At 68.6% G+C, this 15,119-nt stretch carries 16 protein-coding genes; 6 read left to right on the top strand and 10 right to left on the bottom strand.

Translation table 11 applies throughout. The annotated features are described in order from the left end of the window. Positions 1-2: 2 nt before the first annotated feature. Positions 3-860, bottom strand: coding sequence for a 3-hydroxybutyryl-CoA dehydrogenase (locus tag AIIKEEIJ_RS22445; protein WP_072636052.1), 858 nt, complete (start codon positions 858-860; stop codon positions 3-5). Positions 861-895: 35 nt separating this feature from the next. Here AIIKEEIJ_RS22445 and AIIKEEIJ_RS33205 point away from each other — a divergent pair, with 35 nt between their 5' ends. Beyond that, positions 896-1,186, top strand: coding sequence for a hypothetical protein (locus AIIKEEIJ_RS33205; RefSeq protein ID WP_072636053.1), 291 nt, complete (start codon positions 896-898; stop codon positions 1,184-1,186). On the opposite strand, the gene AIIKEEIJ_RS33200 is transcribed toward AIIKEEIJ_RS33205, so the two are convergent. From AIIKEEIJ_RS33200 to AIIKEEIJ_RS22430, 3 genes are all read right to left on the bottom strand, one after another. Next, the gene (locus tag AIIKEEIJ_RS33200) at positions 1,173-1,631 is read right to left on the bottom strand and encodes a hypothetical protein (protein WP_238406526.1); all 459 of its coding nucleotides are present in this window, start codon (positions 1,629-1,631) and stop codon (positions 1,173-1,175) included. The genes AIIKEEIJ_RS33205 and AIIKEEIJ_RS33200 overlap by 14 nt on opposite strands. A gap of 942 nt (positions 1,632-2,573) precedes the next feature. Further along, positions 2,574-2,885 carry a hypothetical protein gene (locus AIIKEEIJ_RS22435; RefSeq protein WP_161996595.1) on the bottom strand — a complete coding sequence of 104 codons (312 nt, stop codon included), beginning with the start codon at positions 2,883-2,885 and terminating at the stop codon, positions 2,574-2,576. 183 nt (positions 2,886-3,068) lie between these two features. Next, positions 3,069-3,533 (bottom strand): hypothetical protein, encoded by a 465-nt coding sequence (locus tag AIIKEEIJ_RS22430; RefSeq protein ID WP_161996594.1) that lies wholly within the window; start codon positions 3,531-3,533, stop codon positions 3,069-3,071. A 491-nt stretch (positions 3,534-4,024) separates the two neighbouring features. Here AIIKEEIJ_RS22430 and AIIKEEIJ_RS34355 point away from each other — a divergent pair, with 491 nt between their 5' ends. Continuing rightward, positions 4,025-4,180, top strand: a complete 156-nt coding sequence (locus tag AIIKEEIJ_RS34355; protein WP_326839323.1) for a hypothetical protein — start codon at positions 4,025-4,027, stop codon at positions 4,178-4,180. A gap of 56 nt (positions 4,181-4,236) precedes the next feature. Here the strand turns inward: AIIKEEIJ_RS34355 and AIIKEEIJ_RS22420 are convergent, their stop codons facing one another. Both AIIKEEIJ_RS22420 and AIIKEEIJ_RS22415 read right to left on the bottom strand, forming a co-directional pair. Then, complete coding sequence (locus tag AIIKEEIJ_RS22420) at positions 4,237-5,190, bottom strand: oxygenase MpaB family protein (protein ID WP_338021003.1); 954 nt, start codon at positions 5,188-5,190, stop codon at positions 4,237-4,239. 179 nt (positions 5,191-5,369) lie between these two features. Continuing rightward, on the bottom strand, positions 5,370-6,827 hold the full coding sequence (locus AIIKEEIJ_RS22415) for a cytochrome P450 (protein WP_161996592.1): 1,458 nt from the start codon (positions 6,825-6,827) through the stop codon (positions 5,370-5,372). A 275-nt stretch (positions 6,828-7,102) separates the two neighbouring features. Here AIIKEEIJ_RS22415 and AIIKEEIJ_RS22410 point away from each other — a divergent pair, with 275 nt between their 5' ends. Next, positions 7,103-7,315, top strand: a complete 213-nt coding sequence (locus tag AIIKEEIJ_RS22410; RefSeq protein WP_043798425.1) for a hypothetical protein — start codon at positions 7,103-7,105, stop codon at positions 7,313-7,315. A 14-nt stretch (positions 7,316-7,329) separates the two neighbouring features. Next, entirely contained in the window at positions 7,330-8,673 is a 1,344-nt protein-coding gene (locus tag AIIKEEIJ_RS34095) for a helix-turn-helix domain-containing protein (RefSeq protein ID WP_065922136.1), read from the top strand. 26 nt (positions 8,674-8,699) lie between these two features. Here AIIKEEIJ_RS34095 and AIIKEEIJ_RS33730 read toward each other — a convergent pair whose 3' ends face one another. The 4 genes from AIIKEEIJ_RS33730 to AIIKEEIJ_RS22385 form a co-directional block, all read right to left on the bottom strand. Continuing rightward, positions 8,700-11,312, bottom strand: a complete 2,613-nt coding sequence (locus AIIKEEIJ_RS33730; protein ID WP_161996591.1) for a LuxR C-terminal-related transcriptional regulator — start codon at positions 11,310-11,312, stop codon at positions 8,700-8,702. A 162-nt stretch (positions 11,313-11,474) separates the two neighbouring features. After that, complete coding sequence (locus AIIKEEIJ_RS22395; RefSeq protein ID WP_065922134.1) at positions 11,475-11,891, bottom strand: hypothetical protein; 417 nt, start codon at positions 11,889-11,891, stop codon at positions 11,475-11,477. A gap of 151 nt (positions 11,892-12,042) precedes the next feature. Beyond that, positions 12,043-12,525: a nucleoside deaminase gene (locus tag AIIKEEIJ_RS22390; protein ID WP_161996590.1), complete on the bottom strand. Its 483-nt coding sequence runs from the start codon at positions 12,523-12,525 to the stop codon at positions 12,043-12,045. 61 nt (positions 12,526-12,586) lie between these two features. Beyond that, a complete protein-coding gene (locus AIIKEEIJ_RS22385) occupies positions 12,587-13,849 on the bottom strand; it encodes a lipase family protein (RefSeq protein WP_161996589.1) in 1,263 nt (420 codons plus the stop codon). Between the two features lie 168 nt (positions 13,850-14,017). Between AIIKEEIJ_RS22385 and AIIKEEIJ_RS22380 the strand changes: the two genes are divergently transcribed. After that, positions 14,018-14,497: a nuclear transport factor 2 family protein gene (locus AIIKEEIJ_RS22380; RefSeq protein ID WP_043798437.1), complete on the top strand. Its 480-nt coding sequence runs from the start codon at positions 14,018-14,020 to the stop codon at positions 14,495-14,497. Between the two features lies 1 nt (position 14,498). Further along, positions 14,499-15,119, top strand: a 621-nt coding sequence (locus AIIKEEIJ_RS22375; protein ID WP_161996588.1) for an SDR family NAD(P)-dependent oxidoreductase, incomplete at its 3' end; no start/stop codon positions are given.

Below are 15,119 nucleotides of genomic sequence, written 5' to 3'. Positions count from 1 at the left end.
CATCACGAGTAGGTGAAGAAGCCGCGGCCGGTCTTCTCACCGAGGAATCCGGATTCGACCATGCGCAGCAGCAACGGTGGTGGTGCGAAACCCGGATCCCGGAACTCCTCGTACATCGAGGTCGAGGCAGCGAGGAGGATATCCAGTCCGACGAAGTCCGCCAGCGACAGCGGGCCGACCGGGTGCGCGCAGCCCTCGACCATGCCGCGGTCGATGTCCTCGGCCGCCGCGAATCCCGCCTCGAGCATGCGTACCGCGGACAGCAGGTACGGGGTCAGCAGCGCGTTCACCACGAACCCCGCGCGGTCCTGCGAGCGAATCACCAGCTTCCGGAGGTCATCGCTGGCGAACCGTTCGACTCGGTCGATCGTCGCCGCCTGGGTGTGCAGCGTCGGTACCAGCTCCACCAGGCGCTGCGCGGGTACGGGATTGAAGAAATGCAGACCGACAACCCGTTCCGGGCGCGTGGTTGCGGCGGCCAGCTTGGTAATCGAGATGGACGAGGTGTTCGAGGCGAGCACGGCGGACGGGCTGACGACCACTTTGTCGAGCGCGGCGAACAGGTCCGTCTTGGCCCGCTCGTCCTCGACGATGGCCTCGATGACCAGCTCGCGTTCAGCGAGGTCTTCGAGCGCTGCGGTGTAGTGGAGCCGCCCCAACGCACCGTTGCAGTCTGCGTCGGTGATCTTGCCCGCCGCCGCGGCGCGCCGCAGCGAACGTTCGGTGCGTGCCCGCGCCGCCTCCGCCCGCTCGGCGTCCACCTCGCAGACCGCGACATCGGCGCCGGCGAGGGCACAGACACGCGCGATGCCCGTCCCCATGAGGCCACCACCCACGACGCCTACTTGATCGATGATCACTTCCTACTCCTTCGTGTGGTCGTTCCGGATGGGAGATGGGTCACCGCCGTACGCCCGAACCCACCACCCAGCTGTCACCGCCGCTGATGACCGCGGCCAGGTCCGACGCGGTCCCGGTGCAGGCCTGCGCGATCTGCTCGTTTGACCAGATCGTCGGACGCGGGCCGGGCCACGTCGCAGAAGCTGCCGACCGGGACGACTCGCCCCTTCCGGTCCGGCAGACGCGCGAGCATGAATGCGATCGACGGATCCTCGTCGTGAGCGTCGTGGACCACCAGAGAACCAGCGTCCACGCCGTCCAGCGGCACGAGGTCACAACCAAGTGACCTCCGAAGGAGGCACCCACCGCGGCAACGATCGCCGCACTCTCGTCCTCGGCTTGGAAGGTCTGCGCTCCGTGGGACTTGTGGCGCGCAAGTCCCTGCCGCAGGTCCAACGCGGGCATGATCCGGTCACGCAGAGGAACAGCGGCCTGCCCGCGCTGCGGGCTCCGATCAGCAGTCCGTAGGCGAGCGCAAGGTTCTCGGAGACTGTACGGTTCCGCCCCTCCGACAGATTCGCCGTCGCCACCTCATATCGCGATGCGCAGGACTCGGTGGTGTCCTCGAACGCGTAGTCGGCGTGAAATGCGGTGACGTTCGCCTCGGCGATTTCCGCCCGCTCCGCGAATCGGCAATGCAGGTATTGCTCGGTCGTCTTGGTCGCGACCAGCACGTCCGGCCAGTCGCCCGCCGTGCCGATCCGATGGCCCGCGAACTGCAGCTCAAACAAGGAAACTCGGGCGAGAGCTTTTGCCGGAGGAGATATCTCGACAGGATAGTCCTGCAGTGGAACCAGGCCGTCACCCCGGAGGGCCGACTCTCAGGTGAATTTGCCCCTCGACAGCTGCATACCCTCGTCGAGTCGCCGGCCACTCGGATGTTCCTGCTCGATAACCGTTTGCTACCAGTGGAATTGACAGCCATATGGGGCACACTCCTCGCACCGAGTTGCCGACAACGACACGCGGCGAGGCGCCGCGGGCGTGGGGCCCGATCACGGACTCGGATCCGCTTGACCGATGAATTTAATCCCTTCCGATCGGAAGGTCAATAGTTTGTTTTCCCTGGCTGACATCATTTCCCTGACATGCTCTTGTGCCCTCGCACTTTCGCGTCCAGGTAGGTCGGCGTACCGCATCGCCGTACGTGACGGCCATCGAGCCAACTGGACGAAGTCCCCTTACGGTTGTGGACTGAGGTCGACGCCGTGCCGCGGCTGCGGCAGCGAGATTACCGCTCTGCGGCGAGTGCGAGCTGTGCTGTCGGTGGCAGGTTCTGTGGGGGCGGTTCGCCGTCGCGCAGCTCCGATACGTCCAGGGCGGCGAGCGCGCCGGCGCCCAGCGCTGGATCAGATCCGCCCGGACGTGGTAAACCAGCTCACGGGCGTGGCCACAGCATCGCCAGCCCCCAGGTAGCCATACCATCCCGTGGCGTGGCGTGGCGTGGCGTGGCGTGGCGTGGCGTGGCGTGGCGTGGAAGGATCTTGTTCCTGGTCACATGTCCTCGTCGAATTGATCTTCTGCTGGTGACATCGTGCGCTGCGCCTCGCGAGGCGTGCTCTGACCGGCATGGTCAGCCCCTCGATCCTCTGCTGTCGATCGATCATCGCCACCAAGACGTACAACGCCCGCGCAGCATCCCCACGTGTTTCGCTCCGGGCGGTACCGAGCTTCTACCCCGGCAGTCGCGGCTTGTGCTCGTGCACGATCGTCATCAGCGAGCAGAGATCGCCGATATCGTTTGCGGCCGATCGGCTGTGCCACGCGAGTGTCTTCAGAACGACCGCTGCCTCGACGTCCGGAAGCAGCTGCAGCAGTTTCAGGGCCAGGGCGGGCACGGTGGCGCGGCGGGCGGCCGCCGCGGAGACGGCGGTGACCACAGCGGTGCGCCAGCGGTGGTCGTCGCAGAGGAAGTCGACGTCGTCACGTTCGGCCGGCGTCAGAGTCTCGTCGGATCGGCACTGGCGGGTGTTACCGCACCGCACCCGGTGAGGTGCTACGGACCCGCACGGCCTCGCTGCTACTCAACGACAAGATCATCTACCAGAAACCGACAGGCTGCTTGACGGAAACCATAGGCCCTGACGACGCCGAATGTCCGGGAATGTCGGCCGCCTCGTCAGCAAAGCCTGACGAGCCACACCGCGTCGAGGACGGCACGCGACTGGTCAGCAGGAGGCGCCCAGCTGAGCGCAGGCCCACCCGCGCTCGATCCGCCACGTGCCGCCCTCGGCGACCAGGGGAATACCGGGCCCGGGGGCGGTCGTGGCAGCGGACAACCGACCCGGGCCGATGGGGGTCACGGTCACGACCTCGAGGTCCGCCACGCCCATGCCGATGTGGTCGGCCGGGGACGGATCGGCCACCGTGGCTCCCTCGAAGAACTTCACCCGCTCAGCCAACCGCACCTGCGGGTCGAAGGCACTCCGCACCATGGCGGTGACCTGCCCCGCCGTGGGCACCGCGCCGACCGGCAGCTCCGCCGCCGGCACCGCAAACGAGGTCGGCACCACGGTGGCGTTCGGCACGTCGTACCCGGACCGACCGGATTCGGTGCCGCAGCCGGTCTGCGTGGCCAGCGCCACGACAACCCCCAGCGCCCACACCCCTGCCCCCGTCTTGCGGCCCCGCATCACCACCCCTTCCACCTGGCGCGTACCCGGTTGGTCACTATGCCATCCCCTGCGCCGGCACGGTTCGTTCCCCCGATCCGGCGGTGCCGGCTGCACCGGCCGTGTCGGCAACTCGCTCACCTGCGCAGACGACACGTCCCTGCACGGACGGCGGCGGTCGGTACCGGTCGTGCGTGCGAGTGATCTGGACCAGGGTCAGATCAACGTGTGCGGGTCCGTCGTCGCGCTGGAACGGCCGCACGGTGACCTGAGCCTTCGCCACCGGCCGCCGGGTCCGTGCAGGCGCACCAGTTCGGTCGGGGGTGGTTCGCCGGCCTGGATGCGGGCGGCAAGGGCTTGCAGGTGCGGAAGATCGCCCGGGTGCACCATCGGGCCTGTGACGTGGGCGTTCTGCAAGCGCTGCGCTCGACCCGCCCGGGTGCCATGGTGGGCTGGGTCGGTGTCCCCCACGTCACCGACCTTCCGCAACAGCACATGTTCTGGAAGACCCGGTGCGCGCCTACCTCCCCGACCTGCTCGACCGGGTCTGGAACGGACGCATCGAGCCCGGCAAGGTCTTCGACCTCACCTTGCCCCTCGCGCAGGTCGCCGAAGCCTACGCAGCCATGGACAAGCGGCGCGCCACCAAGGTCCTACTGCGCCCCTGACCGGATTCCGGCACCCCTGCGAGCGGTCCAGCCATGACGCCACCGCCCGCGACGGTTCAGCGCGTGCCGCCGCTCACATTCTCGTGTGCCCCCGTGTAGTGCATCGGACTGTCCAGCAGATGCGCCGGCGGCAGGTTGCGATCGGGCGTGTGCACGACGGGCGCGTCCGCCGGGATGCGGCCCGATGCGCGGTCCCAGCCGGCCCGGGCCCGCGGATGGTAGCGGTAGCGTCGCGGAATCAGCTTCTCCCCCAGCCCGATCGAGCGGCCGATGGCGCGGTGCAGCCGTTCTTCCCGCTCGGAGAAGGTGTAGCCCAGCAGCGCGCGCACCGGCGGGTCGTACAGGCCGATCGTCAGCCAGAGGAACCCACGGGTCATCGGTGGCCGCAGCACCGTCCACACACTCGCGGGCACCCACCGCAGGAACGGCGGCCGCTCGAGGTGCGAGAGGTCCAGCACGTCGCGGGTCGCCTTGTTGTCCTCGAGCACCTCCCGGCACATGCGGTCCCAGTAGGCGAGGAAGTCCTCCCAGCTGCCGGGGACGGGTCGCATCGACACCCCGTAAAGCCGGTACCACCGGACGTGCTCGTCGAACAGCCTGTGCTTGTCCGCGAGGGACAGCGGGCCGTCGAACCACTCGATCGAGACCACGAGACTGTAGAAGAACGTCGCGTGCGCCCAGTAGAACGTGTCGGGGTCGAGGGCGTGGTAGCGCCGGCCCTTCTTGTCTATCCCCTTGATCGTGTCGTGGTAGCCACGCACCTGGGCGGCGGTCCCCGGGGCGCGCGGGCCGTCGAAGACGACGCCGTAGATGGGGTACAGCGACCGGTACAGGCGTTCCCAGCGCTCGGCGAAGAACTGCGAGTGCTCCTCCACGGCCGCGCCGAGGCCCGGGTGCATGTTCTGCATCGATCCGGCCCACGGGCCGAACAACATTCCGCGCCAGCCGCCGAAGTACCTCCACGTCAGGCTGTCGGGGCCGAGCGGGACGAGCTCGCTTTGACTACGCACGTTGTCAGTTTGGGGTGTGGCCCGGCGCATGTCAAGGACGCACGGATTCGCTCGCACCTTCGGAATCTGCCCACGGCGTGCACCGCGCAATCTCCGGAAACACGCACGAATCCGTGATGGGGCGGGTAGGCGCCACTACCTCGGGGAATCAACAGTCTGTGCCCGTTTCCACAGTCCTCTCACGGCCACTGGTCCGTGTGACGGTTCGCCGGGCGCACCGGTACGCGCCGGCGGACGCGGCACGGCACCTCACCGGCCGGGTGCAGCAGCAGATCGGTGGTGAGCGCCACCGAGCCCGAAAGGGAACAGAACTCGAACTCACGCACCAGGATCGCCAGGACTACCGCCGCCTCCAGCATCGCGAAGCGCTGACCGATACAGCCACGGGGGCCGTGACCGAATGGGAACCACGCATACTTGTGACGCTCCCTCTCGCTGTCCGGGGTGAAACGCTCCGGGTCGAACCGGAACGGCTCCGGCCACAGATCGGCACGATGGTGCACCACCCACGGCGCCAGGTTGACGTCCGCACCGGCAGGGATCCGATACCCGCACACCTCCCTCTCCTCGACGGCCCGCCGCGTCAGGTACGGCGAGGGTGGGTACATCCGCGCGGCCTCCTTGAGCACCATCGTCGTATACGTCAGCGCGTGGGCATCGGCGGCCGTCGGTGTTCCGCCGACCAGCACCTGTTCGGCTTCGTCCCGAGCTCGATTCTGCACACCCGCGTTCTTGCCGAGCAGGTGGAGTGCGAACGTCAACATGGTGGCCGTCGTGTCGTGTCCGGCCAGCAGAAACACCTTGACCTGATCGCGGATCTCAGCGGTGGACAACGCGTCACCGCATTCCTGGGCCGCCACCAGGCGCCCGATCAGGTCGACCCCCGGCTCAGCGGCGGCGCGGCGGCGCTCGATAATCGCGTCACACAGCCCGTCGAGACGGGATTCCGCGCGCGCGATTCTCCGATTACCGGGCGTCGGCCACGCAGAGGGAAACCGAACCGCGGACACACCCCGCTGCAGGACGGCACGTCCGAGGACGGGCAACGTCGTGCGCAGCACCGGCAGCATCTGGGGCGCCTGCACGCCGAACAGGATGCGAGCGGCGACACCGAGCGTCAGCGCCGTCATCTCCGCACCGAGGTCGACGAGGCGACTCGGACAGTTGTGCCACCGGATGGCCACACGCTCGGCTCCGTCGACCATCGTCGTCACGTGGCCGTCCACGCTCTGCGGGGTGAACAGGGGCTGGATGAATCGACGCTGACGCAACCATGTCTCGTCCTGACTCGTGACCAGGCCGTTCCCGTACAGGTCGCGCATCGCGCGGTAGAACTCCGAGTCCTTCCGGTAGTTGAAGTGGTTCGGAGCGTTCAGCAGTTCTCCCACCCCGTCCGGGTGGTTGACCGTGAAGAACTCGCGGCGCTGGCCCGGCAGCCCGACGGCGTAGCGTACGACGTCGCCTCCCTCGGCGTACCCGCGCAGACCGAGTTCGAGGGGATCGCGAAGCAGCTCCCTCGTGGAGCCCAGCAGCCACGTTCCCCGGACGGTTGGTGGCTCCCGTGACGATGTGCACGGCGCGGGCGTTCGGCCCGGCTGCCGCGGTACCACTGGGCCGCGGATGCTGTTGCATGACATGGCTGTCCTTGTCGTTCGGGTGGTCCGGCAGGACCGAGCAGTAGTGTGACGCGGTGGTGACCGCCCCCGGGCGGGGCCGAATCTCCGGACCGCATACTCAGCATCGGACGCCCGCCGCCGGGGGACGCGAGTAGTGCGCTACCCCAGTCCGGCCCTCGCGCCGAGCCGGGGTACGCATGGGGCCCGAGGCGGACGTACCGGTCCGGCCGGGACGGATCCGAATGGAGTACCTCCCTACGCGTGCCGTCCCCGTGCCGCGGCGCAACCCTCGATGCATGAACGAGAGCTTCGAGACCTGGGACGCGATGTCGAAGGAGCTGCCGAAGCCGTACGCGGCAGCGCTGCGGATGCGGGCAGGGGCTGCCGGTGACGAACCGCTCGCCGGGTACGTGGACCCGGACGCGCCGGAGGGATCCGCGCGCATCGCCGAGGCCGAACCAGATGCCCTGCAGGTGTGGCCCGACGGTGGAGCACCGCTGCTGTGGTGACCTAGAATTCGCATGTGATCAGCGCGTGGCCGCTGACCGGCCGGGGGGACGAACTGCGAATCGTCCGCACAGTGATCGCCGGGGACAGCTCCTGCGCCGGCATCGTCATCGCCGGAGCACCTGGCGTCGGCAAGACCCGGCTCGCGCGCGAGGCCCTGGAGCAGGCGCGCACCCGCCGATGCCGTACCTACTGGACGGCAGGAACGGAGTCGTCCCGAAGCGTCCCGCTGGGTGCGTTCACCGACGTCGTCACCGACTTCGGTGCTGACCCGCTCATGCGAGTTCATGACGTTCTCACCGGGCTGGTCGGTGGACCCGACCGGCCGCATCTGGTGGTCGGTGTCGACGATGCACACCTGCTCGACGACATGTCGGCATTTGTTGTCCACCGGCTTGTGCTCCACGGACTGGCGACAGTGGTTCTGACCATCCGCGCCGGCGAACGCTGGCCGGATGCGCTCGTCCGGTGCTGCAAGAATGGACCGCTGCGCAGACTCGACCTGCGTCCGTTGTCCCGGGACGACACACGCACGCTCGTCGAGACGGTGCTCGAAGCTCCGATGGAGGCGTCCAGCGCCGAGCGACTCTGGGCCTGCACGCAGGGGAATGTGCTCTATCTGCGCCACCTCCTGGAAGACGAATATGCAAGTGGTCGGCTGACGCAGTCGTCGGGCGTCTGGCTGTGGCCAGGTCCGTCGGGCCTGTCACCGACCCTTCTCGGTCTGGTGGAAGCGAGCATCGGCCGGCAGTCGGCGTCGGTCTGCGAGGTGCTCGACGTTCTGTCCACCTGCGAGCCCCTCGACCTCGCGGTGTTGCGAACAGTGGTCGATCCCGCCGCACTCGACGCAGCCGAAGCGAGCAGGCTCGTTGTAGTGGAGACCGACAACCGCGCACCGACCGTCGTCTCGGGTCCACGGGTGGCTGCCGCCGCTGCCCACGCGACCGCGCTGGCCGGACGGGACGGCGACGCACTGCTCGAAGCGTCCCGTGCGTACGAGGTCTTCGGAGATCTCGTCGCGGCTGCGGACGCCGCGGCCCACGCCGCCGCGAACTTCCGGCGGGCCGGCCGCCGCGGGCCCGCGCTGACTGCGTGTGCCGTCGCCCGACGATTGGCTGACGCGTGCGAGGGAGCGAGCATCCCCGCGTTGCGGGCCAATCTGGAGCCGGTTCCGGTGACCGGACGCCAGCGAGAGATCGTGGCGCTCGTGCAACGGGGCTTGTCCAATCGGGAAATCGCCGAGCGACTGGGGGTTTCCGTGCGCACCGTGGAAGGTCATCTGTACCGCGCCTGCCGGAGAACCGGGGTCTGCAGCCGGGACGAGCTCGGAGAACTCCTGGGCACCCACCCCAATCGATGACATCGGTCTCCCGTGTCGGTTGTGCGTCAACGGCATTGCTCGCGCAGCAGAGCCGCGAGCTCGTGCCGGTTGCGGGTTCCGGTCTTCTTCTGTGCCCGATACAGATGGCCTTCAACCGTTCGTACCGACATCGTCAGCGCTTCGGCAATCTGACGGTTCGTCAGTCCCCGCATCACCATCGAAATGATCTCGCGCTCACGGGGCGTCAGGGGAAGGTCGCGGTCCGCCGTCTCGCGGAGGGCGGGGGTGGTCAGCCCTCCGCATTCCCGGGCAAGGCGTTGCGCGCGGGCGCCCAGTGTCAACGACGACCCGCGCAGATTCGCGCGAGCGAACGCGAGAGCGGCGCGCGCAGCGGCATCAGCCGCTGCAGCCGTATCCCCCATTTCCTCGAATTGCGTTGCAACCTCGGATAACGCCTTTCCGTCGTGGTCGGACGCAGCGGAGGCGAATGCGGCCGCGATGCACGCGCGACGACTTCTCGTGCTCTCCGCAAGATGCGCCAGCCGCCTTCTTCCCGTCACGTCCCCCAGGTGAACTGCGACCTGTAGGCACATCACTTCCCGGGCATGTTGCCGATGCTCGGCGGCGAACTCCGCGGCCCGGAGCGCGACCGCCGCCGCTGTGCTGACCGCCCCCAGCGCCGCATGGCCCCAGGCGTGGGCGAGCAACCGCTCCGAGTCGACGAAGTCGAAGGCCGGGTGCCGGTTCTGGTCGACGCTGGACAGCAGCGCCGTCGCCGCAGTACCGCGACCTGCCATCGCCAGTGCCTGAGCGAGAAGTATGCCGTACCGATACATCAGGACCGGGTAGTCGAGCGACGTGAACTTGGCAAAGGCCCGATCGAGGCGTTCGAGGGCGAGTGCCAGCCGCCCGCCCCCGAGGGCGGCCATGCCCGCGATCGCGGTTCCCACCGCGCTCGTCACACCGGGGAGCCGAATGCACTCGCGGTAGGTTCGAGCGGCAACGACTTCGGCTTCGGCCACCTCGCCGGCGAGGAGCATCGCGTCGACGTGGAACTCGACGAGGCCTACGCGCTGGTACGAGGCTTCCTGCCAGGATTCCGCCAGTCTGTAGCCCTTCGATGCGGTCTCCGAGGCCAGGTTCCACTCGCCCACATCCCCTGCCGCGATGACAGTTCCCCAGATCGCGCACATCGCCGCCGACGCGGGCACCCGTGTCGTGTCGATATCCCGGCCGAGTTCGAGTGCGGCCAGGGGATCACCCGCGACAGCTCTCTGTACGGCGCGAACGGCGCGCAACGACTCCGCCACGGTCGGCGGGGCGTCGCCGAGCGCGTTGTCGACGATCCGTTTCGACTCCTCCGGCCGCGCCAGGATCCACAGCATGTTCGTAGCCCGGAGCGTCAGCAGACGCGCGAACCGATCGTCCGTCAGGCTTTCGAGCGGCATGGCGGCGAGCACATCCTCGGCCTCGGTTCCCCGGTTCAGCAGCAGGAGGGCGTGAGCACGACAGAGGTCGGCTTCGGCCCCGCCTCCGGCGAGCGAACTCGCATGTGCCAGCCTCTCGCAGAGGGACAGATCCAGCAGCGCCATCGCGCCCCGAGCGGCGCGCAGGAACAGGTCCGGGTCGATCGGCAGGTCCGAGTCAGCGTGCAGGACCGCCCGCCGTACGACGTCCTCGGGTCCGGACGGGGGGAGAGCCGCGAGCGCCGACACGACACGCCCTCGCAGGCGCCGCAGTCGCGTGTCCCCGGCACGTGCTCGACGCACCTCTCCGTACAGCGGATGAGCCATTCGCGCAGCTCTCGGCCGACTTGCTGCGTCTATTCGGATCAGCCCGCGGTTCTCCGCCTCTTCCACCGCATCGAGGTCGGACAGCTCCGACAGCACCGCGACGGGCAACGGTTCCGCCACCGCAACCAAGTCCAGAACCGTGCGCACCGCCTCCGGGAGGCGGCGGATCTGTTCGCCGAGCAGGTCCGCAATACTGTCGGAAACGGTGAATTCCTCCTGCCAGAACCACAATCCGTGACATTCTCGAAGTCGGCCGCTGGTTACCTCCTGTGAGACGAGATGCCGCAGGTACAAGGCATTGCCGCGCGTCAGATCCCATATCTTCGATGCCGACTTCTCGTCTACAGGACTGCCGAGCACACTGGCGAGCAGTGCGTCGGACTCGGATCGCGACAAGGGCTGAAGATCGAGCCGCAGCAGCATGCCGTCCTTCCACAGGGCGGTGACGGCATCAGGTGCCGGCTCCCCGGACCGTACCGTGACGATCAGCCGGGCAGTCCCTCGCAACGCCGCATGGTGGATCACGAATGCCGACAGTTCGTCGAGCAGATGCGCATCGTCGATCGACAACACCTCGTCGGGGCTTTCGGAAGTGGACGACTGTACGAGCTGGTCGATCAGCTGAAGGGGGTTGGAGGTCGGGTGGTCACACCATCCGGCCAATGCCCCCAGCGGCACCGTCCGCGCCGATGCCGTCCCCACCGCCGACCGCACGGAGATGCCGGCCGACGATGAGCGGAGCACCAACTCGTGCGCCAGTCGGCTCTTGCCCACCCCGGCCTGGCCCGCGATCACACATCCGCGGTAACCGTCGGTACCGTCGAGCGCCGCCTCGAGTAGACGCAAGGCCCCTGCGCGTCCGATGAGCGGCCCTTCCCCCGCCATAACGGCATGGTAGGGACGTCGCTCGTACCGTGTCCACCATCACGCGGCGGCCCGGAGGGTGTCGAGGGCACATGGACTTGCTCGCATCTTCGGAATCTGCCCACGCCGTGGCCTGTGCGAATCCCGAAGATGCGAGCAAGTCCTTCCCCGGTGCCGGTTCGCTCAGCCGAAGGAGAAGTGGCGGCTGCCGACGAACCGTGTCTGCGCCGGGCCGGGGATCGAGACGTCGATCGAACCGACGCTTCGGTACACGTGGTCGTCGTCCTGGCAGTCCGCGTCGACCGTGTAGTCGCCGTCGGGCACGTTGTCGAACTTCACGGTTTCGTAGTCGGCGTAGTAGATCTCGGCCACTCGCACGTCGGGGATTCCGTTGATCACCGCGTTGCAGTAGTGCGGGTAGTCCGCCTCGGGGGCGCGGTAGTAGATGAACTTGACCGTGACCGTGTGCTCCCGCACGCTCACGCTCCAGCTGCCGTACGGGTAGGGGTCCACTGCCGATGCCGTGGGCGCGAGGCCCGTCATCAATGCGAGCGGCGCCGCGAGGGCGACCGCTGCGCGTCCGAGCTTCGAGCCCTTCATGGGCGTTCCTTTCGACCGTTGACCAGCCCGACCGGTTCAATGGTCGACCCAGGTACGGGTACAGGAACTGCAAAGCGCCGCAGTCGAACACAACCCGTGATCAACATCGATTGGCTGTCACCCGGCCGTGACCCAGCGTGTCACGGAACAGTCACACCGCGTGTCCGTGACACCGACGATGCAGGGCACGCACCTCGTCGAGGAGTTCCGGTACCGGCCCCTCGACGGTCACCCCGGGCGCAACCTCCTGGATCGGCAGGGCCCGGACGGGCGCCGGCGGCACCCCCAGCTCTTCCAGCCAGCCGACCAGTTGCGCCGAGGACGCCACGTACACGACGCGGCCCAGCCCCACCCATCCGTGCGCGGCCGCGCACATCGGGCAGTGCTCGCCGGACGTGTACACCGTCGCGCCGGCGCGCTCGGCTTCGCTCATGTGCGCGGCGGCCCAGCGGGCCAGTTCGAACTCGGGGTGCCGGGTCCGGTCCCCGTCCGCGACGCGGTTGCGGTCCTCGGCGAGGCTCGTGCCGTCGGCCGACACCAGCACCGATCCGAACGGCTCGTCGCCGGCGTCCAGCGCCTCCCGCGCCAGTTCCACACACCGCCGCAGGTGCGTCATCTCCGATTCGTCGATCACGAGGTCCTCCCGGTGCTGCGGTCGTCGACCGCATCATGTCACCGCGGTCGGTCGGCGGCCGTCAGCCGGTGCAGGTGTTCTCGTCGGGCGCGCCCGCGAACCGCCGGTCCATCCAGTCCATGCCTTCCACGGCGGCCGGGATCAGGCCGATCCCGTGACCCGCACCCGTCCCGGTGAGTACCGGCGGGATGCCGTAGCGGCGATAGGTGACGGATGTGCCTCCCGCGCACCACTTCCCGACCATGGTGTCGACGCCGCTCACCTGGACGAAGTCGTCGGTCGTGTTCTGCGCGACGAACGTCGGGATGGCGGGGGCGATGTTGCCGAGCTGCTGCTCGTGCACCAGCGACGCCCACGGTTCGGCGGCCAGGTGCTCGGCGATGGGCCGGCCGTCGACCGTGTACCAGGTCGTCGGGAAGAACGGATTCATGCGCGGCGCGTCGTAGATGCAGTACGTCTCGGCGCGCGCGAGGATGTCGCGTCCGGCGGGATTGAACACACCCAGCAGTTCCTCCCGCAACTGCGGATAGGCGGCGGCGAATCCGTTGACCACCCAGCCGATTCCGCCGGAGAGCAGCGAGCCGTCGCCGGCGACGGCGAGATCGGCGAGCGACGCCGGCGGTGAACCCGCGACCGCGGCGACGACGGGCAGCTCGGGAGCGTAGGTGTCCGCCAGCTCCGCGGCCGCCGCCGACGACATGCCGCCCTGTGAGTAGCCCCAGAAGCCGATGCGGGTGCCCTCGTCGATGCCGCGGTCGGTCAGCCGCAGGGCGGCACGGGCCATGTCGAGCATGGCGTGCCCCTGCGAGACGCGGTTCAGGTAGGGATGCACACCGGGCGTGCCGAGGCCCTCGTAGTCGGTCATCGCGACGGCGTAGCCCCGCGCCAGCAGTGGCACGATGTGCAGGTATTCGTACTCCTGGGCGTGGTGGGTCAACTTCGACGGCGCGCACTGATCGCCCATGCCCTGCGTGCCCGGGCCGAGGACGATCGTCGGGCGCGGGCCGTCACCGGCCCAGGGTTGCGACGGCACGAACACCGTGCCGGTGACGGCGGTCGGGCCGCCCGTGGCGTTCTCGCTGCGGTACATCACGCGGGTGGCGGTGGCGTCGAGCGCCGGCGCGACGGCCGGTTCGGCGCGCAGGACGTCGCCGGCCGCACCGTCGGGCAGCGGGTCGGGCGGGAGGTAGAACCCGGCGTCGCCCGTGCCTGACACGGACCCTGTCGGAGCGGCGGCCGCGACGGGACCTGCGACGAGGGGCATGAGCAGCATCGTCAGGGCCGCGGTGAGCAGTCGGGCGGTGCGCATCGGCATGCCGAGCATTCTGCACACGTGTGTACCGCCACGGAAGGTGTTGCGCCGATATTTCTGCAACAAGTTCTATGACAGGATGACGCCACGGTCCGATCACCGGGACGACCGACGCCGAGAGGAGCCCCCCGGCGCTACGGTCCGCTCGCCGCTGTATCCGCAGGACGGAAGGACGACGCGATGACCGTCGAAGAGCGACTGGCCCGCCTCGAAGCACTCGAGGAGATCCGGATGCTCAAGCACCGGTATTTCCGCGCGTGCGACGCCAAGGACCCGAAGGCCATGCGCGACTGTTTCGTCGCGACGGGCGCCGACATCTATTACGGCCCCGCCCTCGGCAGCTTCGACGACGCCGACGCTCTCGTCGACGTTTACGCCCGCATCGCCCTCGAACGCGTCGACGACCGGTACATCGTGCTCGACATGCACCACGGCATGCACCCCAGCATCGAACTCACCGGCGACGGCACCGCCACCGGCGCCTGGACGCTGCGGTTCCGGCAGGTCGACCTGCGTGCCCGCACGGAGCGGGTGAGCGCACTCGACTACGACGACGACTATGCGATCGAAGACGGCAGGTGGAAGATCGCCCGGTGCCACGTGCGCGTCCACTGGTCCATCGAACGGGCCCTGACCGACGACGTGAAAGTGGTGTTCTGACATGACCGAACGCAGGGTCGCCCTCGTCACCGGCGCGAGCCGCAGCGTCGGCAAGGGCATCGCATGCGCCCTCGGCTCCGACGGCTGGACCGTCTACGTCACCGCGCGGGGCCCGGTCGGCACCGACAGCCCCCTGGACCGGACCGCCGCGACTGTCACCGAACGCGGCGGGCTCGGCATCGCGGTGCAGTGCGACCACACCGACGACGAGCAGATCCGGGCACTGTTCCGGCGCATCGCCGACGAGCAGGGCGGCCGGCTGGACCTGCTGGTGAACAACGTGTGGGCGAGCCCGCCCGGGTTCGCGGGCTTCTCCGAACCGTTCTGGAAACGCCCGATCAGCGATTGGGACAGTCTCGTCGGCGTCGGACTGCGCGCCCACTACGTGGCCTCCGTCGACGCCGCGCAGCTGATGGTGCCGCGCGGCAGCGGGATGATCGTCAACATCTCGTCGTTCGGCACCCGCGGCTACCTGCACTCGGTGCTGTACGGCATCTCGAAGGCCGGCCTCGACAAGATGGCCGCCGACATGGCCGTCGATCTCGCCGGCACCGGCGTCACCGCCCTGTCGCTGTGGCCGGGACTGGTGAAGAACGAGGCGATGCTCGCCCGCGGCATCGAC

Origin of the sequence: Rhodococcus sp. YH1 (assembly GCF_009939605.1) — a bacterium.
Lineage (GTDB): Bacteria > Actinomycetota > Actinomycetes > Mycobacteriales > Mycobacteriaceae > Rhodococcus > Rhodococcus aetherivorans.
Note: the sequence above shows the minus strand (reverse complement) of the source record. Positions and strands in the feature narration are given on the sequence as shown.